This window comes from Bradyrhizobium sp. HKCCYLRH2047, from assembly GCF_051168175.1.
Lineage (GTDB): Bacteria > Pseudomonadota > Alphaproteobacteria > Rhizobiales > Xanthobacteraceae > Bradyrhizobium.
In genome coordinates this window covers 118,845-142,908 of record NZ_JBNPUM010000001.1, presented here as the reverse complement: position 1 = coordinate 142,908, position 24,064 = coordinate 118,845, and the positions used below count along the sequence as shown (strand labels likewise).

31 protein-coding genes are annotated in these 24,064 nt (G+C 66.1%); 10 read left to right on the top strand and 21 right to left on the bottom strand.

The annotated features are described in order from the left end of the window. Positions 1 to 33 precede the first annotated feature (33 nt). Complete coding sequence (locus tag ACQR1D_RS00680) at positions 34 to 678, bottom strand: carbonic anhydrase (protein ID WP_434838833.1); 645 nt, start codon at positions 676 to 678, stop codon at positions 34 to 36. Positions 679 to 779: 101 nt separating this feature from the next. Here ACQR1D_RS00680 and ACQR1D_RS00675 point away from each other — a divergent pair, with 101 nt between their 5' ends. Further along, a complete protein-coding gene (locus ACQR1D_RS00675) occupies positions 780 to 1,658 on the top strand; it encodes an HpcH/HpaI aldolase/citrate lyase family protein (RefSeq protein ID WP_315800741.1) in 879 nt (292 codons plus the stop codon). Positions 1,659 to 1,662: 4 nt separating this feature from the next. Here the strand turns inward: ACQR1D_RS00675 and ACQR1D_RS00670 are convergent, their stop codons facing one another. The 5 genes from ACQR1D_RS00670 to ACQR1D_RS00650 form a co-directional block, all read right to left on the bottom strand. Further along, complete coding sequence (locus ACQR1D_RS00670; protein ID WP_315800740.1) at positions 1,663 to 2,034, bottom strand: c-type cytochrome; 372 nt, start codon at positions 2,032 to 2,034, stop codon at positions 1,663 to 1,665. A 34-nt stretch (positions 2,035 to 2,068) separates the two neighbouring features. Beyond that, positions 2,069 to 2,485: a DUF6455 family protein gene (locus ACQR1D_RS00665; protein WP_315800739.1), complete on the bottom strand. Its 417-nt coding sequence runs from the start codon at positions 2,483 to 2,485 to the stop codon at positions 2,069 to 2,071. A 111-nt stretch (positions 2,486 to 2,596) separates the two neighbouring features. Next, positions 2,597 to 3,397, bottom strand: a complete 801-nt coding sequence (locus ACQR1D_RS00660; RefSeq protein ID WP_434838834.1) for a hypothetical protein — start codon at positions 3,395 to 3,397, stop codon at positions 2,597 to 2,599. An 81-nt stretch (positions 3,398 to 3,478) separates the two neighbouring features. Continuing rightward, complete coding sequence (leuD, locus tag ACQR1D_RS00655) at positions 3,479 to 4,081, bottom strand: 3-isopropylmalate dehydratase small subunit (RefSeq protein WP_315800737.1); 603 nt, start codon at positions 4,079 to 4,081, stop codon at positions 3,479 to 3,481. A 90-nt stretch (positions 4,082 to 4,171) separates the two neighbouring features. Then, positions 4,172 to 4,570 carry a metallopeptidase family protein gene (locus ACQR1D_RS00650; RefSeq protein ID WP_315800736.1) on the bottom strand — a complete coding sequence of 133 codons (399 nt, stop codon included), beginning with the start codon at positions 4,568 to 4,570 and terminating at the stop codon, positions 4,172 to 4,174. A 141-nt stretch (positions 4,571 to 4,711) separates the two neighbouring features. Here ACQR1D_RS00650 and ACQR1D_RS00645 point away from each other — a divergent pair, with 141 nt between their 5' ends. From ACQR1D_RS00645 to ACQR1D_RS00630, 4 genes are all read left to right on the top strand, one after another. Beyond that, a complete protein-coding gene (locus ACQR1D_RS00645; protein WP_410051388.1) occupies positions 4,712 to 5,020 on the top strand; it encodes a hypothetical protein in 309 nt (102 codons plus the stop codon). A gap of 290 nt (positions 5,021 to 5,310) precedes the next feature. Next, the gene (locus tag ACQR1D_RS00640) at positions 5,311 to 5,580 is read left to right on the top strand and encodes a hypothetical protein (protein WP_315800734.1); all 270 of its coding nucleotides are present in this window, start codon (positions 5,311 to 5,313) and stop codon (positions 5,578 to 5,580) included. A 94-nt stretch (positions 5,581 to 5,674) separates the two neighbouring features. After that, complete coding sequence (locus ACQR1D_RS00635; protein ID WP_315800733.1) at positions 5,675 to 5,950, top strand: hypothetical protein; 276 nt, start codon at positions 5,675 to 5,677, stop codon at positions 5,948 to 5,950. A 303-nt stretch (positions 5,951 to 6,253) separates the two neighbouring features. Then, positions 6,254 to 6,949, top strand: a complete 696-nt coding sequence (locus ACQR1D_RS00630) for a hypothetical protein (RefSeq protein ID WP_316215505.1) — start codon at positions 6,254 to 6,256, stop codon at positions 6,947 to 6,949. A gap of 83 nt (positions 6,950 to 7,032) precedes the next feature. Here ACQR1D_RS00630 and ACQR1D_RS00625 read toward each other — a convergent pair whose 3' ends face one another. The 9 genes from ACQR1D_RS00625 to ffh form a co-directional block, all read right to left on the bottom strand. Next, positions 7,033 to 7,248, bottom strand: coding sequence for a hypothetical protein (locus ACQR1D_RS00625; RefSeq protein ID WP_315800731.1), 216 nt, complete (start codon positions 7,246 to 7,248; stop codon positions 7,033 to 7,035). A 180-nt stretch (positions 7,249 to 7,428) separates the two neighbouring features. Continuing rightward, complete coding sequence (locus ACQR1D_RS00620; RefSeq protein ID WP_315800730.1) at positions 7,429 to 7,641, bottom strand: hypothetical protein; 213 nt, start codon at positions 7,639 to 7,641, stop codon at positions 7,429 to 7,431. Then, positions 7,634 to 7,960, bottom strand: coding sequence for a hypothetical protein (locus ACQR1D_RS00615; protein ID WP_315800729.1), 327 nt, complete (start codon positions 7,958 to 7,960; stop codon positions 7,634 to 7,636). Before ACQR1D_RS00615 ends, ACQR1D_RS00620 begins: the two co-directional genes overlap by 8 nt. 258 nt (positions 7,961 to 8,218) lie before the next feature. Beyond that, on the bottom strand, positions 8,219 to 9,625 hold the full coding sequence (leuC, locus tag ACQR1D_RS00610; RefSeq protein WP_315800728.1) for a 3-isopropylmalate dehydratase large subunit: 1,407 nt from the start codon (positions 9,623 to 9,625) through the stop codon (positions 8,219 to 8,221). A gap of 407 nt (positions 9,626 to 10,032) precedes the next feature. Beyond that, positions 10,033 to 10,416 carry a 50S ribosomal protein L19 gene (rplS, locus tag ACQR1D_RS00605; RefSeq protein WP_315800727.1) on the bottom strand — a complete coding sequence of 128 codons (384 nt, stop codon included), beginning with the start codon at positions 10,414 to 10,416 and terminating at the stop codon, positions 10,033 to 10,035. 109 nt (positions 10,417 to 10,525) lie between these two features. Further along, positions 10,526 to 11,302: a tRNA (guanosine(37)-N1)-methyltransferase TrmD gene (trmD, locus tag ACQR1D_RS00600; protein ID WP_434838835.1), complete on the bottom strand. Its 777-nt coding sequence runs from the start codon at positions 11,300 to 11,302 to the stop codon at positions 10,526 to 10,528. A gap of 200 nt (positions 11,303 to 11,502) precedes the next feature. Continuing rightward, positions 11,503 to 12,099, bottom strand: coding sequence for a ribosome maturation factor RimM (gene rimM, locus ACQR1D_RS00595; protein WP_434838836.1), 597 nt, complete (start codon positions 12,097 to 12,099; stop codon positions 11,503 to 11,505). A gap of 127 nt (positions 12,100 to 12,226) precedes the next feature. Then, complete coding sequence (gene rpsP / locus ACQR1D_RS00590) at positions 12,227 to 12,559, bottom strand: 30S ribosomal protein S16 (RefSeq protein ID WP_008964221.1); 333 nt, start codon at positions 12,557 to 12,559, stop codon at positions 12,227 to 12,229. A 138-nt stretch (positions 12,560 to 12,697) separates the two neighbouring features. After that, positions 12,698 to 14,245 (bottom strand): signal recognition particle protein, encoded by a 1,548-nt coding sequence (ffh, locus tag ACQR1D_RS00585; RefSeq protein ID WP_315800724.1) that lies wholly within the window; start codon positions 14,243 to 14,245, stop codon positions 12,698 to 12,700. 337 nt (positions 14,246 to 14,582) lie between these two features. On the opposite strand from ffh, the gene ACQR1D_RS00580 reads away from it, so the two are divergent. Beyond that, the gene (locus ACQR1D_RS00580) at positions 14,583 to 15,575 is read left to right on the top strand and encodes an MBL fold metallo-hydrolase (protein WP_315800723.1); all 993 of its coding nucleotides are present in this window, start codon (positions 14,583 to 14,585) and stop codon (positions 15,573 to 15,575) included. Positions 15,576 to 15,772: 197 nt separating this feature from the next. Here ACQR1D_RS00580 and ACQR1D_RS00575 read toward each other — a convergent pair whose 3' ends face one another. Beyond that, on the bottom strand, positions 15,773 to 16,483 hold the full coding sequence (locus ACQR1D_RS00575) for an SIMPL domain-containing protein (RefSeq protein ID WP_434891438.1): 711 nt from the start codon (positions 16,481 to 16,483) through the stop codon (positions 15,773 to 15,775). Positions 16,484 to 16,488: 5 nt separating this feature from the next. Next, the gene (locus ACQR1D_RS00570) at positions 16,489 to 17,259 is read right to left on the bottom strand and encodes a GyrI-like domain-containing protein (protein WP_315800721.1); all 771 of its coding nucleotides are present in this window, start codon (positions 17,257 to 17,259) and stop codon (positions 16,489 to 16,491) included. 170 nt (positions 17,260 to 17,429) lie between these two features. Here ACQR1D_RS00570 and dapF point away from each other — a divergent pair, with 170 nt between their 5' ends. Both dapF and mtaB read left to right on the top strand, forming a co-directional pair. Continuing rightward, positions 17,430 to 18,296 carry a diaminopimelate epimerase gene (gene dapF, locus ACQR1D_RS00565; protein WP_434884117.1) on the top strand — a complete coding sequence of 289 codons (867 nt, stop codon included), beginning with the start codon at positions 17,430 to 17,432 and terminating at the stop codon, positions 18,294 to 18,296. Further along, positions 18,293 to 19,603 (top strand): tRNA (N(6)-L-threonylcarbamoyladenosine(37)-C(2))-methylthiotransferase MtaB, encoded by a 1,311-nt coding sequence (mtaB, locus tag ACQR1D_RS00560; RefSeq protein ID WP_434893697.1) that lies wholly within the window; start codon positions 18,293 to 18,295, stop codon positions 19,601 to 19,603. Before dapF ends, mtaB begins: the two co-directional genes overlap by 4 nt. A gap of 102 nt (positions 19,604 to 19,705) precedes the next feature. On the opposite strand, the gene ACQR1D_RS00555 is transcribed toward mtaB, so the two are convergent. Continuing rightward, the gene (locus ACQR1D_RS00555; RefSeq protein WP_316180306.1) at positions 19,706 to 20,602 is read right to left on the bottom strand and encodes an RluA family pseudouridine synthase; all 897 of its coding nucleotides are present in this window, start codon (positions 20,600 to 20,602) and stop codon (positions 19,706 to 19,708) included. Between the two features lie 59 nt (positions 20,603 to 20,661). On the opposite strand from ACQR1D_RS00555, the gene ftsY reads away from it, so the two are divergent. After that, positions 20,662 to 21,609 (top strand): signal recognition particle-docking protein FtsY, encoded by a 948-nt coding sequence (ftsY, locus tag ACQR1D_RS00550; RefSeq protein WP_434881661.1) that lies wholly within the window; start codon positions 20,662 to 20,664, stop codon positions 21,607 to 21,609. A gap of 85 nt (positions 21,610 to 21,694) precedes the next feature. After that, the gene (locus ACQR1D_RS00545) at positions 21,695 to 22,297 is read left to right on the top strand and encodes a septation protein A (protein ID WP_434893698.1); all 603 of its coding nucleotides are present in this window, start codon (positions 21,695 to 21,697) and stop codon (positions 22,295 to 22,297) included. Positions 22,298 to 22,512: 215 nt separating this feature from the next. Here ACQR1D_RS00545 and ACQR1D_RS00540 read toward each other — a convergent pair whose 3' ends face one another. The 3 genes from ACQR1D_RS00540 to ACQR1D_RS00530 are packed head-to-tail and all read right to left on the bottom strand — an operon-like array spanning position 22,513 to position 24,063. Further along, complete coding sequence (locus tag ACQR1D_RS00540) at positions 22,513 to 23,109, bottom strand: DsbE family thiol:disulfide interchange protein (protein ID WP_434881662.1); 597 nt, start codon at positions 23,107 to 23,109, stop codon at positions 22,513 to 22,515. After that, positions 23,106 to 23,285 carry a heme exporter protein CcmD gene (gene ccmD, locus ACQR1D_RS00535; protein ID WP_316215512.1) on the bottom strand — a complete coding sequence of 60 codons (180 nt, stop codon included), beginning with the start codon at positions 23,283 to 23,285 and terminating at the stop codon, positions 23,106 to 23,108. The genes ACQR1D_RS00540 and ccmD overlap by 4 nt, the downstream gene beginning before the upstream one ends. A gap of 1 nt (position 23,286) precedes the next feature. Then, entirely contained in the window at positions 23,287 to 24,063 is a 777-nt protein-coding gene (locus ACQR1D_RS00530) for a heme ABC transporter permease (protein ID WP_434893699.1), read from the bottom strand. Position 24,064: the final 1 nt, after the last annotated feature.

The window sequence follows — 24,064 nt, the reverse complement described above, 5'->3', positions numbered from 1 at the left end:
TTGGGACCGGATCTATTCGCTACTCCCTATTCGCTACTCGCCAGCGCGCGCGCTGCGAAATTCCTTGGTGGCCTTGTCGAGCACGAACAGCGAACCCTCGGCGACGCCGAAATAGGCGCCATGGAGCTGAAGGTCTCCCGCCTCGACGCGGCTGCGCACGAACGGGAAGGTCATCAGGTTCTCGAGGCTGCGGAACACCGCGGCCTTCTCGATCCGGGTGACGAAGTCCTGGAAACTCTCATGCGTGCGCTGCTCGACGACCTCGCCGGGCTTGATGAACATCGACATCCAGCGGCCGATGAAGTCGCCCGGCGACAGCGGCGCGGCCTTGTCGACGAAGGCGCGGATGCCGCCGCACTGGGCATGGCCCAGGATGACGATGTGCTTCACCTTCAGCACGGTGACGGCATATTCCAGCGCCGCCGACACGCCATGCGCGTTGGCGTCCGGCTGATAGATCGGCACCAGGTTGGCGATGTTGCGCAGCACGAACAGTTCGCCGGGGCCGACGTCGAAAATCACTTCGGGCGAGACGCGCGAGTCGCAGCAGCCGATCACCATCACTTCGGGCGACTGGCCGCGCTCCGAGAGCTCGAGGTAACGGCTCTGTTCGGTCGGCAGGCGTTGGGTGGTGAAGGCGCGGTAGCCTTCGAGCAGGCGTTGCGGAAACGAGATCATGGATCCTGCCTAAACACATGCGGCTTCCGGGAACAAGCCTTTCGGGCCGGCTCCCGAAATGGTATCGCGGGCCGCGCCGATAAACCAAGGGAAACGCCGAAATGATCCGCCCGCGCCGCAGTCTTTTGTTCATGCCCGGCTCCAATGCGCGCGCGCTGGAGAAGGGGCGGAACCTGCCGGCCGACGGGCTGATCCTCGATCTCGAGGATTCGGTGGCGCCGGACGCCAAGGCCGCCGCCCGCGACCAGATCGCCAAAGCGGTGGCGGCCGACGGCTACGGCAAGCGGGAACTGCTGATCCGGATCAACAGCCTGGATACGGCGTGGTGGAGCGACGACGTCGCCATGGCCGGACAGGCGGCGACCGACGGCATCCTGGTTCCCAAGGTGTCGACCGTCCAGGACCTCCGCCTGGTCACGGATCGTCTGGCCGAGGTCGGGGCTGATCCGGCGCTGAAGGTATGGGCGATGATCGAGACGGCGCGTGCCGTGCTCGATGCCGATCTGCTCGCGGCCACCGTGCACGAGGACGGCTCGCGGCTCGCTGGCTTCGTGTTCGGGCCCAACGACATCTCGCGCGAGACCCGCATCCGCATGCTGCCGGGCCGCTCCACGATGCTGCCGATGATCAGCCACTGCATCCTGGCGACGCGCGCCCATGGGCTGGAGATTCTGGACGGGCCTTACAGCGATTTCGCCAACACCGACGGCTTCGCGCAGGAATGCATCCAGGCCCGCGATCTCGGCTTCGATGGCAAGACGCTGATCCATCCCGGCCAGATCGATGCGTGCAACGCGATCTTCACCCCGCCGGCCGACGAGGTCGCTGCGGCACGCAAGATCATTGCCGCGTTCGCGCTGCCGGAGAATGCCTCGCGCGGCGCCATCCAGATCGACGGCCGTATGGTCGAGCGGCTGCATGCCGAGATGGCGCGACGCACGATCGCGATCGCCGATGCGATCGCGGCAGTGGCGAAGTGAGGCGTCAGATGCGGCGGAGACTGAGGATGTAGTTGACGAGGTCGCCGCGCTGCTCGGCCGTCAGGATGACGTTCGGCATCGTCGGATGGCTGCTCTGCAGGAACACCTTGAGCGACAGCTCGGTCGTCGACGGCATGTTGGCGACCGCCACGAAATCGGGGGCGGTCGTGGTCTGGGCTCTCGCTCCGCTGGCGTCGATGGCGTGGCAGGTGCTGCACCAGGCCTCCGCCAGCTTGCGCCCCGCCTGCACGCTGTCGGCGGCCGGCGTTACGCCGCCGGCATTGTGCAGCCGGATCAGCAGCATCGCGCCGAGCGCGAGCAGGATCGCCGCGCCGACATGGAGCCAGGTGTTGCGGTGCAGATTCGGCAGGCTCATCGCGTAGCTCCGCTGGGCGGGAGGGAGGTGGCGATCAGTGCTTGACCGCGGCGGCGCCCAGACGGTCGATGGTCGGGGCGTTGAGGCAGTACTCCTCGTAGTGCTCGGCGCTCGTGCCGGCGGCGAGATCGCGATGGCAGCGCGGCTTGTCCTTGCACATGGCGCAGACGCGTTCCATGTCGCGCAGCACCAGCGGCTCGGCGCGCCCCAGCGCGGCCTCGTCGATGCCGAGCGCCTTCAGCATCTGCGGCAGCTCGTCGGCGGCATGCTCGCCTTGGCGGACCAGCTCGTCGAGATCGGCCGGCGTGACCTGCAGGTCCATCGCGATGCGCTCGAAATCGTCGCGGTCGAGCTGCCGGAGCTCGCTCAGCTCACGCCGGTGCCGGAGCCATTGCGCGAACGTATCGATCAGGAACTGAACCCGCGGATAGGGCTTGGCGTCTACGGTCATGACACGTCTCCGATGATTGACCGCAATCAATCACCGGGTGGACGCGCGGACGTTGCGGTAGATCAAGCAGCAAATCGGCCCTGCGCCGGCCGCAAAGCTGCGCGGCGACGGTCAGCGCGGGGCAAATCGCTCGGCTGCCCACGCATAGAGGCTGCCGGGGATCGGCGCCTCGCCGCCGCGACCCTTCGGCGAGATGTGCAGGCCGATGATCTGGGGATCAGCGATCAACCCGGAGAAGTCGGACGGATCGAAGAACGCCTTCGGCTCGGCATGCACCGCGTAGAAGCTGCGCTTCGGCAGCGCATGGCGCAGCGAGCCATGGCGGCGGCCGAGCGCCGTCAGCGCGGCCGGGCCGAAGATGGCGACGCGGATGTCCGACAGGCGGTCGGAGCCGCCGCGCAGGCGGCGCAGCGCAAAGGTGAGGCGGTGACGCAGCGACAGCCAGTTCGGCGTCAGCTCGTCCTGCGCCATCAGCGCGGTGAATTCGGCGACGATCGGATCCTCCGGCGGCAGGTAGAGCACGGAATTGCCGAGCTGCCGCGGCCGCTCCCAGGCGAAGTAGGGCAGAGCCGGATCAATCTCGACCGGCCTGAGCAGCAGCACGTCGGCATCGAGCCAGAGGCCGGCGCGTTGTGCCATCAGCCGCATCCGGAAGAAGTCGCTGAACTGCAAGGTGGTCCAATCGCGCCAGCTGCCGTCGGGCTGCGGCGGCCTGAGACGTTCGGAGAATGCGTAAGGAAGGATCGCCTCGGCCTCGGCATTGCCGACCCCGTCGGGCAGGCCGGGCAGCGGATCGAAGCTGTAGACCGTGACCTTGTGGCCGGCCGCGAGCTGCGACCGCAGGCAGGTCTGGCGCAGCCGGTCGAGCGGCCCCCGCCAGAAGGTCACGACCTCGGGCACTACACGCGTCAACGGCGGACCTGCTGGGCTGCTCTCGAAACAAGGCCCCGGACGAGGTCCGGGGCCCGTGAACTCTCGGCTGTCAGGCGGGGCTCAGGCCCAGGCGCGCTCGGCCAGCTTGGCCTCATAGCTGTCGATCGAGGCCTTCTTTTCCAGCGTCAGGCCGATGTCGTCGAGCCCGTTGAGCAGGCAATGCTTGCGGAACGGATCGATGTCAAACTTGACGGTGCCGCCGTCGGGGCCGCGGATCTCCTGCTTGGCGAGATCGACCGTCAGGGTCGCGTTGGCACCACGCTCGGCGTCGTCGAACAGCTTGTCGAGATCGGCCTGCGACACGCGGATCGGCAGAATGCCGTTCTTGAAGCAGTTGTTGTAGAAGATGTCGCCGAACGAGGTCGAGATCACGCAGCGGATGCCGAAATCGAGCAGCGCCCAGGGGGCGTGCTCACGGCTCGAGCCGCAGCCGAAATTGTCGCCGGCGACCAGGATCTTGGCGTTGCGGTACGCCGGCTGGTTGAGCACGAAATCCGGGTTCTCGCTGCCGTCGTCCTTGTAGCGCTGCTCCGAGAACAGGCCCTTGCCGAGGCCGGTGCGCTTGATGGTCTTCAGGTACTGCTTGGGGATGATCATGTCGGTGTCGACATTGATGATCTTCAGCGGCGCGGCGACGCCTTCCAGCGTGGTGAACTTGTCCATCGGGGCACCTTCGAGAATACGGGCAGGCCGCTGTTTAGCCCGAACGGCAGGACGGATAAAGTCAAAATCCCGGTGCTATCGGCGGGATCGTCAGTCGACGGACGCCTCGATCGCCTCCATGTCGTCGTCGGACATTCCGAAATGATGGCCGATCTCGTGGATCAGGACATGGCGGACGATGTGGCCGAGGCTCTCGTCGTGCTCGGCCCAGTAGTCGAGGATCGGTCGGCGATAGAGCCAGATCATGTTGGGCAGGCGCGGCAGGTCGTCATTGCTGCGAAACGGCAGTCCCGTGCCCTGAAACAGGCCGAGCAGGTCGAACTCGCTTTCGGCCTGCATCTCGTCGAGCACCTCCTCGGTCGGAAAGTCGTCGACCCGGATGACGACGCCCTCGCACATCCTGCGAAAATGCTCGGGCAGACGCTCGAACATCTCGTGCGCCATGACTTCCATGTCGGCGAGCGAGGGGGCTTTCAGATCTGTCCACATTGCCGCCTTCTAGCCCGGCTTTGATCATCTTGCATCTTGGTTCTATGACATGTGTGGCGGAGCTGGTTGACGCAGGGGATGAAACCGGCGACCGTGACGCGCGAACTGGGGGGTGGGGGACAGATGAGGCAGATGTCGATGGTGCTGGCCGGAGCGGCGCTGGCTGCGGCGGTCGTGGTCTCGATCTCGGCGGCAGCGCAAGCGGAGCAGGCCGCCGGCGCGCGCGGCGCCGTGCAGAGTGAGGTGAGCACCGATCTCTCCGCGCAGCGCCGGCAACGACGAATCCAGATCTATCCGCGCTACGAGGGTCATTGGCAGCCCGACGTGGTGCCGCGCTTCAATCCGGGGCCGAACGCAGTTCGGGTATGCGATGCCACCTATGTTCCGGAGCATCGGCCGAGCGGCACCGTGATCGTCCCGCATATGAGTTGCATCTGGCGACGCGGCTGACTCCTGGGTCCCCCGCACTGATCGGCTCGGCAGGCGCGCACATGATCTGGTCGCGATCGATCGCGACGTTGCCCTGATGTTACCGTCCGGACACAGTGCCGATATGTCGCGCACTGCGGCGGAACCACGCGCGACATTCGGCATTCTGCTCCTGCGCAGGTCTTCATGTCCCATTCACGTCGCTCGTTCGAGACTGATCTGCGTCGCGCTGCTGCGGCCGCCATTCAGGCAACTGACAAGGCGGAATGTACGGAGCCGGACGTGATGTCAGGCGATCGAGGGAGAAGTTCATGACTGTGATGAAACTGTTGGGCATCGCGGCGGTTGGCGCCGTTCTCGTGATGGCTGCCCCCGCCGAACGCGCGCAGGCGCTGTCGCTGATCAATCCGGGCGCCGCGACCGCGGTGCAGCAGGGCACGGCGCAGGAGACCACTCAGGCGCATTGGCACGGCCGCCGGCATTGGCATCCCCGGCGCCACTATTATCCTCGGCATTACTACCATCCGCGTCATCACTGGCGGCCGCATCACTACGGACATCGCCATCACGGCCGCTGGTAAGTCGCGCTTTCCGTCCGATCGAGACAATGACCGAAATCATGCAGGCCCGCTTTGCGGGCCTGCATGTTGATGGGGGCTGGCAACGAGATTCGCCGTGAAACCATCAGTCGACAGAACCTGGTTCGGGATCGGCATTGTCACGGTGGCGATGCTGCTCGCAAGTTCCGCCGCCACCTCTCCTGTCGCCGCAGCTCCCGCCGTTACGCAGGCGCGTCAGACCGTCACGGATGCTGGCCCGCGCCGGCAGGGTCGCCGATCGAAGCCTGTGGTGGCGACGGCAGAGGTGCCGCATTATCTCGACCGTCCCACGGACTACACGCCAGCCTATCCGCCGGGACCCTTGGTTCTGTTCACGCCGTTCTACGATTGAGGCCGTGTCCGCAAGGCGCGTTGCGTTTCCTGCGTGTGGTTAGTTGCGAAGTCCCCGCACGAGCAGCACGTGAGCCGTTGTGCCGTCATCCGTGATCCTGAGTTGCAGGACGACGTAGAGGCTCCCGTGCATCTCCTTCGCCGCGACGCCACGCCGCAGATGCGCGTGCAACGTGCATCATTCATGCCGCATTCACGTCGCTATCTCTACGTTCATGATGGGGGTGCGCGAATCCACCGATCGGACGACCAGCATCGGCGCTGCATGGGTCCATCGTTGCACAGCATTCAGGGAGAAGGGACCATGATGAGGATGAAGGACCAGCGTGCTGGTCTTGCTCGTCGCCTCAGTCTTGCGGCGGCCACACTGTTTGTCTTGGCGGGCGCGTCCGGACGGCCTGCGCTTGCGATGTCGCCGGTGAGTCTCGGTGCCGGCTCCGCCACGCAGACACCTTCGGACGTGTTGGCCGTTCAGGTCCGAGGCCCCGGTGGCGGTGGCGGCGGGCATCCCGGCGGTGGTGGATTCCACGGTGGGGGCGGTGGCGGCTTCCACGGCGGTCCGGCGTTCCACGGCGGAGGCGGTGGCCCGGCGTTCCATGGCGGCGGCGCCATGTTCAGGGGCGGCGGCAGTCCCGCGTTTCATGGGGGAGGACATGCCTTCGGCGGTGGTGGCCCGCGTCCGGCCTTCCACGGTGGTGGCCCGGCATTCCACGGCGGATTCGGTCCGCGGCCGGTGTTCCATGGCGGCGGCTATCATTATCGCCCGCACTACGCCTACCGGCCGTACTTCCACCATCACCGCCGTCATTTCTACGGCTACCGCAGCTACTACACGCCGATTTATACGACGGGCTACTACTATCCCTACCGTCGCTGCCGCGTCGTCTGGACCCATTACGGGCCACGCCGCATCTGCCACTACCGGCATTGGCGGGGTCATCATTGGCGCCATCATCACCGATGGCATCATCGGCACCGCCACCATTGGCGCTACTACTGATCGTGCTTGAAGTTCGTCAAAACAGGAAGGGCGCCCAACGGCGCCCTTCTCTCATTTCAGGGGGATGGAGTGAGGCGCGACAATCAGAGCCAGTCCTTGAACTGCCAGTTCTTCACGCTCAGCTTCCACGGCACCAGCGTCTCGATGCGCCATTTGGCAAAGCGGCCGGGCGGCCAGTTCGACAACCGCCGCTCCTCCTTCGGAGCCTCCGGCTGGGCGATGATCTTGGCGGGCGGTGTCTTGCGGCGCTGGCGCGTCGCATCGCGGATGAGGTCGACGTATTCCGGCTTGTCGGCCATGTCAGGCTCCTCGGCACGTTCCTCTGCAGACGCGGCGCGTCCGGTGGTAGGATTTTGCGCCCGCGGTCCTAAGAAAGTATTGCCGAACTGCCAAGACTTCACTGAAGATTCGTACCGATCATCACGTCGTGCGCCGGAGCGCATCGTCAGGAGCAACCGACCTCACGATCACTGCGAATGTCAGGACTTTGCTTTCTTCGAGGCCAGTTGCATCCGGCTGGTCAGATCGGCTTTCTCCATCAGCTGCTTCTTGGCTTCCAATTGAGTCCTGCTCGCGAGCGCTGCCTTCTCGCTGAGTTGGCGCTTGGCTTCCAACTGATGTTTCGCAACGGCTTCGGCTTTGCTCGCAAGCTGCTTCTTGGCCTCAAGTTGCATTGATGCGGGATCAGACATTGTCGTGCTCCTTCGCAAGTCCGGGGATATGAATTTTTACGAAGTCGACTTGTTCATCCGTAAGCCCATCGAAAAGACGTTCGGCGGTCAGGTCTTCGGCCGTGAGTTGGCAATCCTTGGTAAGGCTGGGGTCCTTGCCTTGTGCAGCAAGGTCGACTTGATGTTCAAAGCCAGCCTGGCAGAGCTTGGAAAGCGCGCAGGTGATGCAATCGCTGCGATCCCGTCGCGCGCTCAAATAGCTCTTCTCTGCGATGCAGAACTCGTCGAAGTCAGGGCCGTCGTAAGGATTTTGAGGATCGACATTGAATGGATGAATCATACGATTCTCCCGCTCGACGGCGCCTAACCGATCAAATCATAAGAGACCTGTCTTCGAATTGCAACCTTGAAGAGTGCAGTCAGTAAACCGCTCGCACTGCAGCAGGTCGATGATCAGTTCGAAATAAATGGCCGGACATCCCGACGTTTCCGGCGCAAAGTTGAAGGCGTCGGCAGGCATAACAAAGGCGACGTTCGTTGACACGAACGTCGCCTTTTGAAGTCGAGCAACGCAGAAAGCGATGACCGGGCGGCTTGATCAGCGCCAGTCGCGCACGTCGACGAAGTGTCCGGCGATCGCAGCCGCCGCGGCCATCGCGGGTGACACCAGGTGGGTGCGGCCCTTGAAGCCCTGGCGGCCTTCGAAGTTGCGGTTCGAGGTCGAGGCGCAGCGCTCCTCCGGCGCCAGCTTGTCGGGGTTCATGGCAAGACACATCGAGCAGCCCGGCTCGCGCCATTCGAAGCCCGCCTTGATGAAGATCTTGTCGAGACCCTCGGCCTCGGCCTGCTCCTTGACGATGCCCGAGCCCGGGACGACCATCGCGTTGACGTGGCCGCTGACGGTCTTGCCTTCGGCGATCTTGGCTGCGGCGCGGAGATCCTCGATGCGGCCGTTGGTGCAGGAGCCGATGAAAACGCGGTCGAGCTTGATGTCGGTGATCTTCGTGCCCGCGGTCAGGCCCATGTACTTCAGCGCGCGATGCTTGGAGATGCGCTTGGCCTCGTCTGCGATCTTGTCCGGATCGGGCACCACGCCGGTCACCGAGATCACGTCCTCGGGCGAGGTGCCCCAGGTCACGATCGGCGGCAGCTTGGCGGCGTCGAGCCGGAGCTCGTGGTCGAAATGCGCGCCGTCGTCGGAGCGCAGGGTCTCCCAGTAGCGCATCGCTGCGTCCCAGGCGGCGCCCTGCGGCGCCTTGGGACGGCCGCGCAGGAAGTCGAACGCCTTCTGGTCGGGCGCGACCAGACCGGCGCGCGCGCCGCCCTCGATCGACATGTTGCAGACGGTCATGCGGCCTTCCATCGACAGCGCGCGGATCGCCTCGCCAGCGTATTCCAGCACGTAGCCGGTACCTCCCGCGGTGCCGATCTCGCCGATGATGGCGAGGATGATGTCCTTGCCCGTCACGCCGTCCGGCAGCACGCCGTCGACCGTGACGCGCATGTTCTTCGCCTTCTTCTGGATCAGCGTCTGTGTCGCCAGCACGTGCTCGACCTCGGAGGTGCCGATGCCGTGCGCCAGCGCGCCGAACGCGCCATGCGTCGAGGTGTGGCTGTCACCGCAGACGATCGTGGTGCCGGGCAGCGTAAAACCCTGCTCGGGGCCGATGACGTGGACGATGCCCTGGCGGCGGTCGAATTCGTTGTAATATTCGATGCCGAATTCCTTGGCGTTCTCCGCCAGCGCCTTGATCTGCTCGATGCTCTCCGGATCCGGATTCGGCTTGGAACGGTCGGTGGTCGGCACGTTGTGATCAACCACGGCCAGCGTCTTCTCCGGCGCATGCACCTTGCGCCCGGTGGCGCGCAGGCCTTCGAACGCTTGCGGCGACGTCACCTCGTGCACCAGGTGGCGGTCGATGTAGAGCAGGCAGGTACCGTCCTCGGCTTCGTGCACCAGATGGTCGTTCCAGATCTTGTCGTACAGGGTGGTCGGCTTCGACATGAGCGAATGCTCCCGGGAATTTAAGGTTTGAGACACGACGCGTGACGGGCACGCGCGAACAATCAGGAAGAGGCGCTGCGGCTTACAGCGCGCGCCTAAGCTCGGACGTCGCAGACGTCGCGAACCTTCCGAAGAACCGCCCGGGCAGCCGGCTATGATCGTCGATGACGACGCGGCGGCAGGCCATGCTGGTGCGATCTAGAACCATTTCAGGGCGATATATAGCACGCGGGCAAGGGAGTGCGAGATGCGTTTGCGCCCGCCGTCATTGCGAGCGAAGCGAAGCAATCCAGGGCTGAGCGAGGACTCGGGATTGCTTCGTCGCTCCGCTCCTCGCAATGACGGTGCCCAAAACAAAAAAGCGCGGGACCAGCCCGCGCTTTTCGTCAATCCATGGGAAGCAACGATTACTCGTTCACCGCGGCCTGCTGGCGGTCCTGCTTCTCGACGATGCGGGCCGACTTGCCGCGCAGCTGGCGCAGGTAATACAGCTTGGCGCGACGCACCTTGCCGCGGCGCACGACCTTGATCGAGTCGATCATCGGGGACAGGATCGGGAACACGCGCTCCACGCCTTCGCCGTAGGAGATCTTGCGGACGGTGAAGCTCTCGTTGATGCCGCCGCCGGAACGGCCGATGCAGACGCCTTCATAGGCCTGCACGCGCGTGCGCTCGCCTTCGACCACCTTCACGTTGACGATCACGGTGTCGCCCGGGCCGAACTCCGGAATGGTCTTGTTGGCGGACAGCTTGTCGAACTGCTCTTTTTCGAGCTGCTGAATCAGGTTCACGGGTAAATCTCCATCGGCGGCGCGCCCAGCCGGGTCACGCGGGGGCTGCGCTTGTTCCTGCCGTCACTTGCGGAATTGGGCGCTCCTATAAGCCAAAGCGCGAGGCTTGTCACCCGTCTGTCGTGCTTTTTGGCGCTTTTTGGCTGGTCCTGCTTTGTTCCAGGGTCTGGCGCACCTGCCATTCGGTCCACAGATCCGGCCGCCGCGCTTGCGTGAGCGCCTCGGCCTGCGCGCGGCGCCACGCCGCGACCTTGGCGTGATCGCCCGAGGTGAGCACATCCGGAATCGGACGGCCCTCGAACAGCTGCGGGCGAGTGTATTGCGGGTACTCCAGTAGGCCGTCGGAGAAGCTCTCGTCAGTGCCGGATTCGAGCTTGCCCATCACACCGGGCAGCAGTCGCACGCAGGCGTCGATCAGCACCAGCGCGGCGATCTCGCCGCCCGACAGCACATAATCTCCGATCGAGACCTCGATCAGCTCGCGCGCGTCGATGACGCGCTGGTCGATGCCTTCGAAACGGCCGCAAACGATCAGCGGGCCGGGACCGTCGGCAAGCTCGCGGACGAAGGCCTGGGTCAAGGGCCGACCGCGCGGGCTCATCAGCAGCTTCGGCCGTTCGGGTGCAACGGCGGCGGCATCGATCGCGGCGGCCAGCACGTCCGCGCGCAGCACCATTCCCGGGCCGCCTCCAGCCGGCGTATCATCGACACTCCGGTGCTTGTCGGTCGCCGAGGCCCGGATGTCGCGCGCCTCCAGCGCCCAAATGCCGCCAGCCAAGGCTCGGCCGGCCAGGCTCACGCCGAGCGGCCCGGGAAACATCTCGGGAAACAGCGTCAGCACGGTGGCCTGCCAGAGCGGGGCAGAGGGCGGAGGCGAAGCGGTCATGGCGTTCTGTTACGGCACCAGCGCGATGAGATCGAGCCCCTGCATCGGCGATGTATGCTGGTGCGGCTCCACACACCGCTGTCGTCCCGGACAAGCCGTGACGCGCACCAGCGCGTCGCGGCGCCGATCCGGGACCCATACCGCGTGATTTTCGAAGCAGGCAAGCGGCCAGTCCCGCGCAAGCCAATCAGCTGCGGTGGCTATGGGTCCCCGCTTTCGCGGGGACGACGGGCTGAGTTTGAGGCGGCAGCGTCGCTCTCTTGTGAAGCCGAATCATCGGACGAGTCTTTGTCCTCGCCCTCAATCTCACCTGGCAATTCGATGATCACCCGCCCACCGGCGAGGTCCACCGTCGGCACCACAGCATTGGTGAACGGCAGCATCAGCGTGCTCCCGGAGGGCGGAGCGATCTCGATGATGTCGCCGGCGCCGAAATTATGGATGGCGAGCACGCGGCCGAGCGGGGCGCCTGAGGTGGTCTCGGCGGCCAAGCCGATCAGGTCGGCGTGGTAGTATTCGTCGTCATCGGTCTCGGGCAGGCGCTCGCGCGGCACATAGAGCTCGAGCCCGTTGAGCCGTTCGGCCGCATTGCGGTCCGTGACGCCCTTGATCGCGGCGACCAGATGATCCTTGGTCTCGCGCGCCTTCGCGACCTCGAACGATCGGCTGCCGTCCTTGGTCGTGAGCGGACCGAAATGCAGCACGGCCAGCGGATCCTCGGTGAAGGTCCATAAGCGGACCTCGCCGCGCACGCCGTGCGCGGCGCCGATCCTGGCGACGCAGATGAGCTTGGACATCAGCGGGCCTCGTCCTTCGAGACGCGCGCAACGGCGCGCTCCTCAGGACGAGGAGCGATCACCTCATGCTGAAGAGCACGGCGAAAGCCGTGCGTCTCGAAGCATGAGGCCTCGCGCAGCAAGAGGCTTAGCCCTTTGCGGCGGCTTCGGCCTGGGCCTTGCGCTCCTTGCGCGGCACGGCCTTGATCGGGTTCTGGCGGGCTTCGCGCTTCTTGACGCCGGCGGCATCGAGGAAGCGGGCGACGCGGTCGGACGGCTGCGCGCCCTTGGCGAGCCAGCCCTTCACCTTCTCCATGTCGAGCTTGAGGCGCGCCTCGTTGTCCTTCGGCATCAGCGGATTGAAGTAGCCGAGGCGCTCGATGAAACGGCCGTCACGCGGGAAGCGCGAGTCGGCGACGACGACGTGATAGACCGGGCGCTTCTTGGTGCCGGCACGGGCGAGACGAATGACGACGGACATGAAAGTTCTCCTTAGGTGTCGATGTCTTGATACGAAGTTGGATGGGTCGTCATTGCGAGCGAAGCGAAGCAATCCAGAGCGGCGTGCGCGACTCTGTATTGCTTCGTCGCTTCGCTCCTCGCAATGACGGGAGTGAGGTCATTTCTTCTTCCCCGGAGGCAGGCCGAGACCCGGCAGGGTCGGCTTGCCGCTGAGACCGGTGAGGCCCGGAAGATTGGGCAAGCCGCCGCGCAGGCCAGCGGGAAGATCCTTCGGCAAATTCGGCAAGCCGCCGGGCATGCCGCCCGGCATCTTCTCGGCCATCGCCTTGAGCTGCTCCGGCGAGGGCATGCCGCCACCGCCGCCAAAACCCATCGCCTGGGCGATGCCGGCGAGCGGGCCGCGCTTGCCGGAGCCCATAGCCTTCATCACGTCGGCCATGTTCCGGTGCATCTTCAAGAGCTTGTTGACGTGCTCGACGCTCTGGCCGGAGCCCGCGGCGATGCGCTTCTTGCGGCTCGCCTTCAGCAGGTCGGGATGCTTGCGCTCCTCGCGGGTCATCGAATCGATGATCGCGACCTGGCGCTTGAGAATCTTGTCGTCGATCCCGGCGGCCGCGATCTGGTTCTTCATCTTGGAGATGCCGGGCATCATGCCCATGAGCCCGCTGATGCCGCCCATCTGCGACATCTGCAAGAGCTGCTCGCGCATGTCGTTGAGGTCGAACTGACCCTTGCGCATCTTCTCGGCGGCGCGCGCGGCCTTCTCGGCGTCGATGTTCGCCGCGGCTTTCTCGACCAGCGAGACGATGTCGCCCATGCCGAGGATGCGGCCGGCGATGCGCGAGGGATAGAAGTCCTCCAGCGCGTCGGTCTTCTCGCCGGTGCCGAGCAGCTTGATCGGCTTGCCGGTGACCGCGCGCATCGACAGCGCGGCGCCGCCGCGGCCGTCGCCGTCGATACGGGTCAGCGCGATGCCGGTGAGGCCGACGCGCTGGTCGAACGAGCGGGCGAGATTGACGGCGTCCTGGCCGGTCAGCGAATCCGCGACCAGCAGGATCTCGTGCGGGTTGGCGACCGCCTTGATCTCGGCGGCCTCCTTCATCATGTCCTCGTCGAGCGTGGTGCGGCCGGCGGTGTCGAGCAGCACCACGTCATAGCCGCCGAGCTTGGCCGCCTCGATGGCGCGGCGTGCGATCTGCGGCGGCATCTGGCCGGCGACGATCGGCAGGGTCGGAATGTCCAAGTCGCGGCCGAGCACCGCGAGCTGCTCCATGGCGGCCGGACGGTAGACGTCGAGCGAGGCCATCAGCACCTTGCGCTTGTCGCGCTGAACCATGCGCCGGGCGAGCTTGGCAGTGGTGGTGGTCTTGCCCGAGCCCTGCAGGCCGACCATCATGATCGGCACCGGCGGCACGGCATTGAGGTCGATGGTCTGGCCGTCGTCGCCGAGCGTCTTGACCAACTCGTCATGGACGATCTTCACGACCATCTGGCCGGGGGTGACCGACTTGACCACGGTGGCGCCGATCGCCTGCTCGCGCACGCGCTCGGTGAAGCTGCGGACAACCTCCAGTGCGACGTCGGCCTCGAGCAGCGCCCGGCGGACCTCGCGCATCGCGGCGTCGACATCGGCTTCCGAGAGCGAACCACGCCCCGTCAGCCGATCGAGAATGCCGCCAAGCCTTTCCGACAGATTGTCGAACAATGCCGTATCCTTTGCCCTTGTCGGGCGCTCGCTTCATTGCCGCCCGTCATCGCCGCGTGCTGCGGCCCATGACGACCATATAGGCCTCGGCAGATCGGCCGAAACCGTCAGTCCAAACACGTTTGCGCCCGAGGGCGCACAGCGCTGTCGGGCGGTGACCTCCGGCCTCCAGGGCCGGGCGGTGGCTCGAAAAGACGAAACTTTCCGAAATTCGGCCGGGTTAAACCCTCCGCAGCCGCAAAAGTCAAGGAAACTTGCTTCGCGCCGTCCCGTTGCCGGACCCTGTGCGGCCGCTTACCTCTTCAGCCAGTTCAGCTTTGCCTTCGCGAGGACGACCTTGTTGCGCCGTTCCAGGACCTATTCCGGCCCCGTCACCGACCATTTCGACGGCAAGCGCTTCTACGATCCCGACGGCGTTCCGCCCAAATCCCTCTCCCAGGTGCTGCGTTGGCAGTTCGACCGCAACGGCAAGCGTTCCCGCTGGCCGGCCTGGGCGCCGAGCCCGCATGCCGACGCGCCGCCGCACCGGATCGACGGCGAGGCGGTGCGGCTGTCCTTCATCGGCCATGCCAGCTGGCTGGTCCAGACGGGCGGGCTCAACATCCTGGTCGATCCTGTCTGGTCGGAGCGGGTCTCGCCGTTGTCCTTCGCCGGCCCGCGACGCCACAATGATCCCGGCATCGCCTTCGAGGCGTTGCCGCACATCGATGTCGTGCTGGTCTCGCACGGGCACTACGACCATCTCGATATCCGGACCTTGTCGAAGCTGACCGCGCGATTTTCGCCGCGGGTGGTCACACCGCTCGGCAACGACCTCACGATGATCGACGCCGACTCCAAGATCCGCGCCGAGGCCTATGACTGGCACGATCGCGTGACCTTGAACGAGGAGGTCGCGGTGACGCTGGTGCCGACGCGGCACTGGACGGCGCGCGGCCTGTTCGACCGCAACAAGGCATTGTGGGCAAGCTTCGTGCTGGAGACGCCGCGCGGCCGGCTCTACATCGTCTGCGATTCCGGTTACGGCACGGGCAAGCATTTCCGACGCGTTGCGGAGCAGCACGCGCCGATCAGGCTGGCGATCCTGCCGATCGGCGCCTACGAGCCGCGCTGGTTCATGCGCGACCAGCACATGAACCCGGAGGATGCCGTGCAGGCGCTGCAGGATTGCGGCGCGGAAGCCGCGCTGGCGCATCACCACGGCACGTTCCAGCTGACCGATGAGGCGATCGATGCGCCGGTGCACGCGCTGCACACGGCGCTCGACCAGGCCGGCATCCCACGCGAGCGTTTTGGCGTGTTGAAGCCGGGGCAAGTGGTGGAGATTTAGTCCGCTGCCGCAACAACAATGGTGTCGTCCCGGCCTTGAGCCGGGACCCATAACCACCGAATCAAGTTTTGCGAAGGCCGGCAGCTCCATCTCGCGCGATAACATCCGCCGCGGCGTATGGGTCCCGGCTCAAGGCCGGGACGACACTGAGTTTGTCGTGGCCGCGTCGCGTCTCACAGTATGAGACAGACTTATACCTACTGCGCCGGCTTGATCGCCCAGGTCACGTTGACCGTGATCGACAGCGTCTCCTCGCCCTGTGCCACCGGTGTCGGCGTCGCGGCCATCGGCGCGGCGAAGGTCTTGGCGCGGAACACCGGCGCCGGAGCGCCGTCCTCGGCGATGTTGAGCGGCTGGCCGAGCGTCACGCCAGCGGCCTTGGCGTAGATCTCGGCCTTGCGGCGCGCGTCGGCGACGGCCTTCTCGCGCGCCTGGTCGAGCAGCTTGGACGGCTCGGCGACGCTGAAATAGATGTTGCCGACGTCGTTGGCGCCGGCGCCGACCAGCGTGTCGATGACGCTGGCGACCTTGCCGACATCGTGCACCTTGATGGTGACGCGGTTCGAGGCGCGATAGCCGGTCACGGCCGGCTGGCCCGGCCGGTTCTGCGCATATTGCGGCTGAATCGACAGCCGCGACGTCTGATAGTCCTTGTCGGCGATCCCCGCGCTCTTCAGCGCCTGGAGCACCTTGGCCATCGCGGCATTGTTGGCCTCGGCGGCCTCGCGCGCCGTCTTCGCATCCGACGCCACCCCGGCGTCGATCTGCGCCAGATCCGGCGGCGCCGTCACGCTGGCCTCGCCGCTGACGGTGATTGCCGGGGTGTCCTGGCGCGCGATGTCGTCCGCCAGCGCCGGCAGTGTCGTAGCGGCCGCCAGTGTGGCAACAAACATCGATCTGATCATCATGGTGCTCACTTCAGCGGCACGTAGACGTTGATGACGAGCTTGTCCTCGGCCGTCTTCAAGGGGTCGGTCAAATACTCCTCGATGAAGGTGTCCTTGGCCTCCAGCCGGCGCTCATCAAGGTGGTTGGTGATCGCCTCGTAGGTGTTGTCCATGTTGTCGTAGGAGCCGCGATGGACGAACTTCAGCGCCTTGCCCTCGGGCGACTGGCCGATGCTCATGCCCTTGCCGAGCGTCTTCGGCTCCTGCTCGATCGGCATCTCGGCCAGGAAGGTGAAGCCGGTGTCGTCGGTCGAGGTGTAGACGATCATGCCGTTGCCGGCGGGCTTGATGCCCTGCTTGTCCAGCGTGGCCGACAGCGACTTGAAGGAGTCGATCAGCGTATCGAATGCGTTGTCCCAATTGGCGGTGCCCTTGACGAGGACAACCTTCTTCGCCTCGAGCTTGATCTCGTCACCGAAGGCGTCGCCCGCCTGGGCCGGCGCCGCGGCCGGCGGCGGCGTGGCGGGGGACTGGGCCGCGGTCGGAGATGACGACGGCGCGGGGCTCGCGCTGGCGGCCGGCGTTGGGCTGGTCGCGGGCGCGGGACTGGCCGACGCGGCAGGTGCAGGAGAGGCCGGTGCCGAGGGAGCCGGTAGCACGCTCGGGGCTGGCGCAGGCGTGGCCGATGCCGCCGGAGCCGGCGAGGCCGACGGCGCCTGGGCCCGGGCGGGCGTGCCGCCGAGCAGGAGCGCGACCGAGCTCACGGCCAGAACGAGGCGGAAAGTGCTGAGATTCATTCGACTATTCTCCAGTGGCCGTGCTGCTTTGCCCGGTTCGTGCCGGCGAATGAACCGGTCCTAACATGCTCGGCGGCGCGGCGTCCCATGACAGATGCGTCATGTCGCTCTGCAGGCTGGTCAATGCCGCGCCATTCGCCATATAAGGCGGACACAATTTGGATATTTTCATGAGCGCGCTGGCCAACCACAGCTTCGTCAAGATGAACGGGATCGGCAACGAGATCGTCGTGGTCGATCTTCGCGACGTGAAGCATGTCGTCACGCCGGACGAGGCGCGGGCGGTGGCATCCCGGGTGCCGTACGATCAGCTGATGGTGCTGCAGCCGCCGCGGCTCGAAGGCACCGAAGCGTTCATCCGCATCTACAACAATGACGGCTCGGAGTCTGGCGCCTGCGGCAACGGCATGCGCTGCGTGGTGCGCCAGGTGTTCGGCAAGACCGGCCAGACCAGCGCGACGTTCGAGACCCGCGCCGGACTGCTGAACTGCTGGCAGGGCCCGGCGCCCGACCTCTACACCGTCGACATGGGCGTGCCGAAGTTCGGCTGGCAGGAGATTCCTCTCGCCGAGGAATTCCGCGACACCCGCTACATCGAGCTGCAGATCGGCCCGATCGACGCCCCGATCCTGCATTCGCCGTCGGTCGTCAACATGGGCAACCCGCACGCGGTGTTCTGGGTCGAGGACATAAACGCCTATGATCTGGAGCGCTTCGGGCCGCTGCTGGAAAACCACCCGATCTTCCCCGAGCGGGCCAACATCACGCTGGCCCACATCGTCGACCGCGACCACATCACGATGCGGACCTGGGAGCGTGGCGCCGGGCTGACCAGGGCCTGCGGCTCGGCGGCGTGCGCGACCGCGGTCGCGGCGGCCCGTCTGAAGCGCGCCAACCGGATCGTGCAGATGACGCTGCCCGGCGGCGAGCTGACGATCGAGTGGCGCGAGCGCGACGATCACGTGCTGATGACCGGGACCGCGACCTTCGAATATGAGGGGCGGTTCGAGCCAGAGCTGTTCGCCAGCGTCGCATGAGCGTCGATGTCGTCACCTTCGGCTGCCGGCTCAACGCGTTCGAATCCGAGCTGATCGCGAAGCATGCCGAAGCGGCCGGCGCCGACGACACCATCGTCGTCAACAGCTGCGCCGTCACCAACGAGGCGGTGGCGCAGGCGCGGCAGTCGATCCGCAAATTGAAGCGCGAGCGCCCCGCGGCGCGCATCGTCGTGACCGGCTGCGCCGCGCAGACGCAGGCTGGCATGTTCGCTGCCATGCCCGAGGTCGACCGCGTCATCGGCAATGACGACAAGCTGCGGCCCGATGCGTGGCGCGCGACGGCGCAGGCGCTGGCCTCGCCACGATTCGGCACCGAGGCTTTCGAGAAGGTCGCTGTCTCCGACATCATGGCGGTGACGGAGATGGCGCCGCATCTGGTCGACGGCTTCCAGCGCGGCCTGCCGCGGGTGTTCGTCCAGGTGCAGAACGGCTGCGACCATCGCTGCACCTTCTGCATCATCCCGTTCGGCCGCGGCAATTCGCGCTCGGTGCCGATGGGCGCCGTGGTGGATCAGGTGCGGACGCTTGTCGAGCGCGGCCATGCCGAGATCGTGCTCACCGGCGTCGACCTGACGAGCTACGGCGCGGATCTGCCGGCGACGCCGAAGCTCGGCAGATTGGTCAAGCAGATCTTGCGCCACGTGCCCGAGCTGCAGCGTCTACGCATCTCCTCGATCGATTCGATCGAGGCCGATGCCGACCTGCTCGATGCGCTCGCGGATGATGCCAGGCTGATGCCGCATCTGCATCTGTCGCTGCAGGCTGGCGACGATCTGCTCCTGAAGCGCATGAAGCGGCGACATTCGCGCGCCGACGCGATAGCGTTCTGTGACCAAGTGCGGCGGCTGCGTCCGGATATCTCGCTCGGCGCCGATCTGATTGCGGGATTTCCGACCGAGACCGAGGAGATGTTCTCGCGCTCGATCGACCTGGTCGAGGAATGCGGCCTGACGTTTCTGCACGTGTTTCCGTATTCGCTGCGCCCGGGCACGCCGGCGGCGCGCATGCCGCAGGTGGATGGCGCCGTCATCCGCGATCGCGCCAAGAGGCTGCGGGCCGCGGGAGAGGCGGCGTTGCTGCGGCGTCTGGATGCCGAGATCGGCAGCGAGCGCGAGGTGCTGATCGAGAGCGAGACGCAGGGGCGGACGGAGCACTATCTGCCGGCGGCCGTCCGCGGCGCTGTGCCGGGGACGGTGCAGCGGTTGATGATCGCCGCGCATGATGGCGCGAGGCTGTTAGTTCAGGACTCCGTCATGCCCGGGCTTGACCCGCCTGCGCGGCCGTAGCCGCTTCGGGGCGGCGAAGGCCCGAACATCCACGCCGCCTTGGGCAACTGAGACGTGGATGGCCGGGACAAGCCCGGCCACGACGAGTGGAGAGAGACGGGCTCACTCCCCGTTCCACCCGCACAGTCGCAGCCGCTCATGCATGTGCAGCGGCGCCGGTGCGACGACCTGCACCGGGGGCTTGTTCTTCGACAGCGGGATCGAAATCTCCCGCGCATGCAGATGCAGCCGCGGCTCGCCGAAGCGCGGCCCGTTGCCGTAGATGTTGTCGCCGACGATCGGCCAGCCGGATGCGGCGGAGTGCACGCGCAGTTGATGCGTGCGGCCGGTGACCGGTTCCATGGCGAGCCAAGTGAGCTTGGGTGTCTTGGTGGATTGAGGTTCGCTCTCTCCCCCGGCACCCTGCGCTCCCTCCCCCCTTGTGGGGGAGGGTTGGGGAGGGGGGTGGCTCCGGGCGACACTGCCCGTGGGGACCCCCGCCCCCGACCCCTCCCCGCGAGGGGGTGGGGAGTCGGTGTCGCAAGTCGAGATCGAGATCTGAGGTGGGGGAGTGAGAGAATACGACCTCCCCAACACCCGCCATTTCGTCACCGCCGGCTGCCCCTGCGGATCCGGTTTCTGCCACCAGCCGCGTTCGGCGTTGAGCTTGCCGAGCGGGAGCTCGATCACGCCCTCGTCAGCGTCGGGCCCGCCTTCGACGACAGCCCAATAGGTTTTCGAAATCTTGCCATGCTTGAACAAAAGCCCGAGCGACGCCGTTGCCTTGCGATGACGGCCGAGCACCAGACATCCGGAGGTTTCCTTGTCGAGCCGATGCGCGAGCACCGGCGGGCGCGGCAGGCCGAAGCGCAGCGCGTCGAACGAGGCTTCGAGGTTCGGCCCGCCCTTCGGCCCCTTGTGCACGGGAATGCCGGCCGGCTTGTCGATCACCAGCATCAGCCCGTCGCGGTGGAGCACGCGGGCGAGCATCTCCTCGTCGGTGGGTTGGTTAATGTCCATGGAAACCGTAACGCGGGTGTGAGCTTTCGTTTGCGAATGGAAAGGGCTAACACCACGCCATGAACGATACCACCTCCGAAACACCCAAGCTGTCGTGGTGGCGGCGTCTGTCGGCCGGCCTGAAGCGCACCTCCGGCGCGCTCGGCACCGCCGTCGCCGATCTCGTCACCAAGCGCAAGCTCGACCGCGCGATGCTCGACGACATCGAGGACGTGCTGCTGCGCGCCGATCTCGGCACCCAGGTGGCGGCGCGGATCGCCGAAGCCGTCGGGACCGGCCGCTACGACAAGGCGATCAGTGCCGACGAGGTCAAGGCGGTGGTCGCGACCGAGGTCGAGAAGGTGCTGTCGCCGGTGGCGAAGCCGCTCACGATCGACGCTGGCCACAAGCCGTTCGTCATTCTCGTCGTCGGCGTCAACGGCTCCGGCAAGACGACCACGATCGGCAAGCTGGCGCAGAAATTTGCCTCCGAAGGCAAGCAGGTGATGCTGGCCGCGGGCGATACCTTCCGCGCCGCCGCGATCGAGCAGCTCAAGGTGTGGGGCGAGCGCACCAGGGCGCCGGTCGTCGCCGGCGCGCAAGGCTCTGATTCCGCGAGCCTGGCGTTCAACGCCATCACCGCGGCCAAGGAGCAGGGCCGCGACATCCTGCTGATCGACACCGCCGGCCGGCTGCAGAACAAGGCCGAGCTGATGAACGAGCTCGAGAAGGTGGTGCGTGTCATTCGCAAGGTCGACACCTCGGCGCCGCATGCGGTGCTGCTCGTGCTCGACGCGACGGTGGGACAAAATGCGCTGTCGCAGGTCGAGGCGTTTCATCGTACGGCAGGCGTCACCGGCCTCGTGATGACCAAGCTCGACGGCACGGCGCGCGGCGGCATCCTCGTGGCGCTGTCGGAGAAGTTCAAGCTGCCGGTGCACTTCATCGGCGTCGGCGAGGGGGTCGAGGATCTCTCACCGTTCGCCGCGAGAGATTTTGCGCGGGCGATCGCCGGCATCGAGGATTGACGTCGCCACGCCCGGGCTCCGGCCCACCGCCAGATCGAGACGACCGGATCAACCGCTGCCGTGGCTGCAGCCAACAGGATATGGAATGGACAAGACCCAGCCGCACCCGCTGTTCAAGCTCGCGACCGAGTTCGGTCCGCTGATCATCTTCTTCGTGGTCAATGCCAAGTTCAACCTGTTCGCGGCGACCGGCGCGTTCATGGTCGCGATCATTGCGGCGCTGATCGCGTCCTACGTGGTGACGCGGCACGTCCCGCTGATGGCGCTGGTGACCGCCGTCGTCGTCATCGTGTTCGGCACGCTGACCCTGGTGCTGCACGACGAGACCTTCATCAAGGTCAAGCCCACCATCATCTACGGGCTGTTCGCGGCCGTGCTCGGTGGCGGGCTCTTGTTCAATCGCTCCTTCATCGCGATCATGTTCGATCAGATGTTCAATCTGACGCCCGCGGGCTGGCGCATCCTGACGTTTCGCTGGGCGCTGTTCTTCGCCGCGATGGCGGTGCTGAACGAGATCGTCTGGCGCACGCAGAGCACCGATTTCTGGGTCGGCTTCAAGGCGTTCGGTGTCGTGCCGCTGACCATGATCTTCGCCATCGCCCAGATGCCGCTGATCAAGCGCTACCACCTCGACCCGGCCTCGTTGGAAGCCAGCGACGCCGCGGAAGGGGATGTGAGCAAGGGGTAGTTGCGGCAAACTCTGCTGTCGTCCCGGCCTTGAGCCGGGACCCAGAACCACAGGCTTGAGTTTGGGGCAGGCGCGTCGTTAACATCTTGCCCACCACGACGGCCGCGGAGTATGGGTCCCGGCTCAAGGCCGGGACGACACCGTGGGTCGTTGCGCGAGCTCGGCAGTCACGTCCACTTGCAACGACGAGAAACTAACGACTTGCCGACCGCGAACTAACTCCCTGCCTTCAGCGCCTTCTCGATTTCCGGCTTCAGCACGGCGTCGATGTTCTGCGCCGTGATCGGGCCGACCAGCTTGTAGACGATGGTGCCTTCGCGGCCGACGACAAAGGTCTCGGGCACGCCGTAGACGCCCCATTCGATGCCGGCGCGGCCGTTGCCGTCGACGCCGACGACGTCGTAAGGGTTTCCGTAGCGGCCGAGGAAGCGGCGGGCGTTGTCGGCGCCGTCCTTGTAGTTGATGCCGATGATCTGGAAGCGCTTGTCGCGGCCGAGCTCGACCAGCAGCGGCGCCTCGTCGTGGCAGGGCACGCACCACGATGCCCAGACATTGACGATGCTGACCTTGCCCTTGAGCGCAGCCGGGTCGAGGCCGGGCACCGGCGTGCCGTCCCTCGCCAGCTCTGGCAGCGCCGGCAGCGGTGTGGCCGGCGCAGGGCGGCCGATCAGCGCGGAGGGAATCTGCGACGGATCGCCATTGCCGAGGCGCGACCAGAACAGCGCCGCCAGCCCGAGGAACACCACCAGCGGCAGCAGCATGAGAAATGAGCGGCGCCGCGGCGCCGGCTCTGTCGCAGCCTGTTCGGTCATTGGATATCCGTCGCGGCGCGGCCGGAACGGCGGCTGATGCCGCTGTCCTCGAGCGCGCGCAAGCGCGCCTTCTGGGTGCGGTAGTCGATGACGATCCAGCCGATCAGCAGCATCACGACCAGCGCCGCGGCAAGATAGGAGGTGGCGATGAAGGAGGTATAGGGGCCAAGGTCCATGTCAAGCCGCTCCCGCGATCCGGCCTGCGGCATCGGCGGCCGGCGCAGCCGCCGTGTAGGCGCGGGCCTGCATCATCTGCAGGCTGCGGACACGCCGGCGCAGGATCTCGTTGCGCATCGCGGCGACGTGCAGCGTCACGAACAGGAAGGTGAAGCCGACGGCCATCACCAGCAGCGGGATCAGGAAGGCCTTGTCGAGCGCCGGACCGCCCATCCGCATCACCGACGCCGGTTGATGCAGCGTGTTCCACCAGTCGACCGAGAACTTGATGATCGGCAGATTGATCGCGCCGACCAGCGTCAGCACCGCGGCGGCGCGTGCCGCGCGCGTGGGATCCTCGACCGCGCGCCACAGCGCCATCAGGCCGAGATACATCAAGAACAGGATCAGCACCGAGGTCAGCCGCGCGTCCCATTCCCAATAGGTGCCCCACATCGGCCGGCCCCACAGCGACCCGGTGAGGAGCGCGAGGAACGTGAAGCTGGCGCCGATCGGGGCGGCGGCCTTGGCGGCGACGTCGGCCAGGGGATGCCGCCACACCAGGGTGCCGAGCGAGGCGATGCTCATGATGCTCCAGACGAACATCGACAGCCACGCATTGGGCACGTGGATGAACATGATCTTGACGGTCGCGCCCTGCTGATAGTCGTCGGGCGCCACTGCGGAGAGGTACAGGCCGGCACCCAGCAGCGCGGCCGTGACCAGCGCCAGCCACGGCAGCAGCCGCGCCGCCAGCGCAAGGAACCGAGTGGGATTGGCGAGGTCGATCAGCGACATG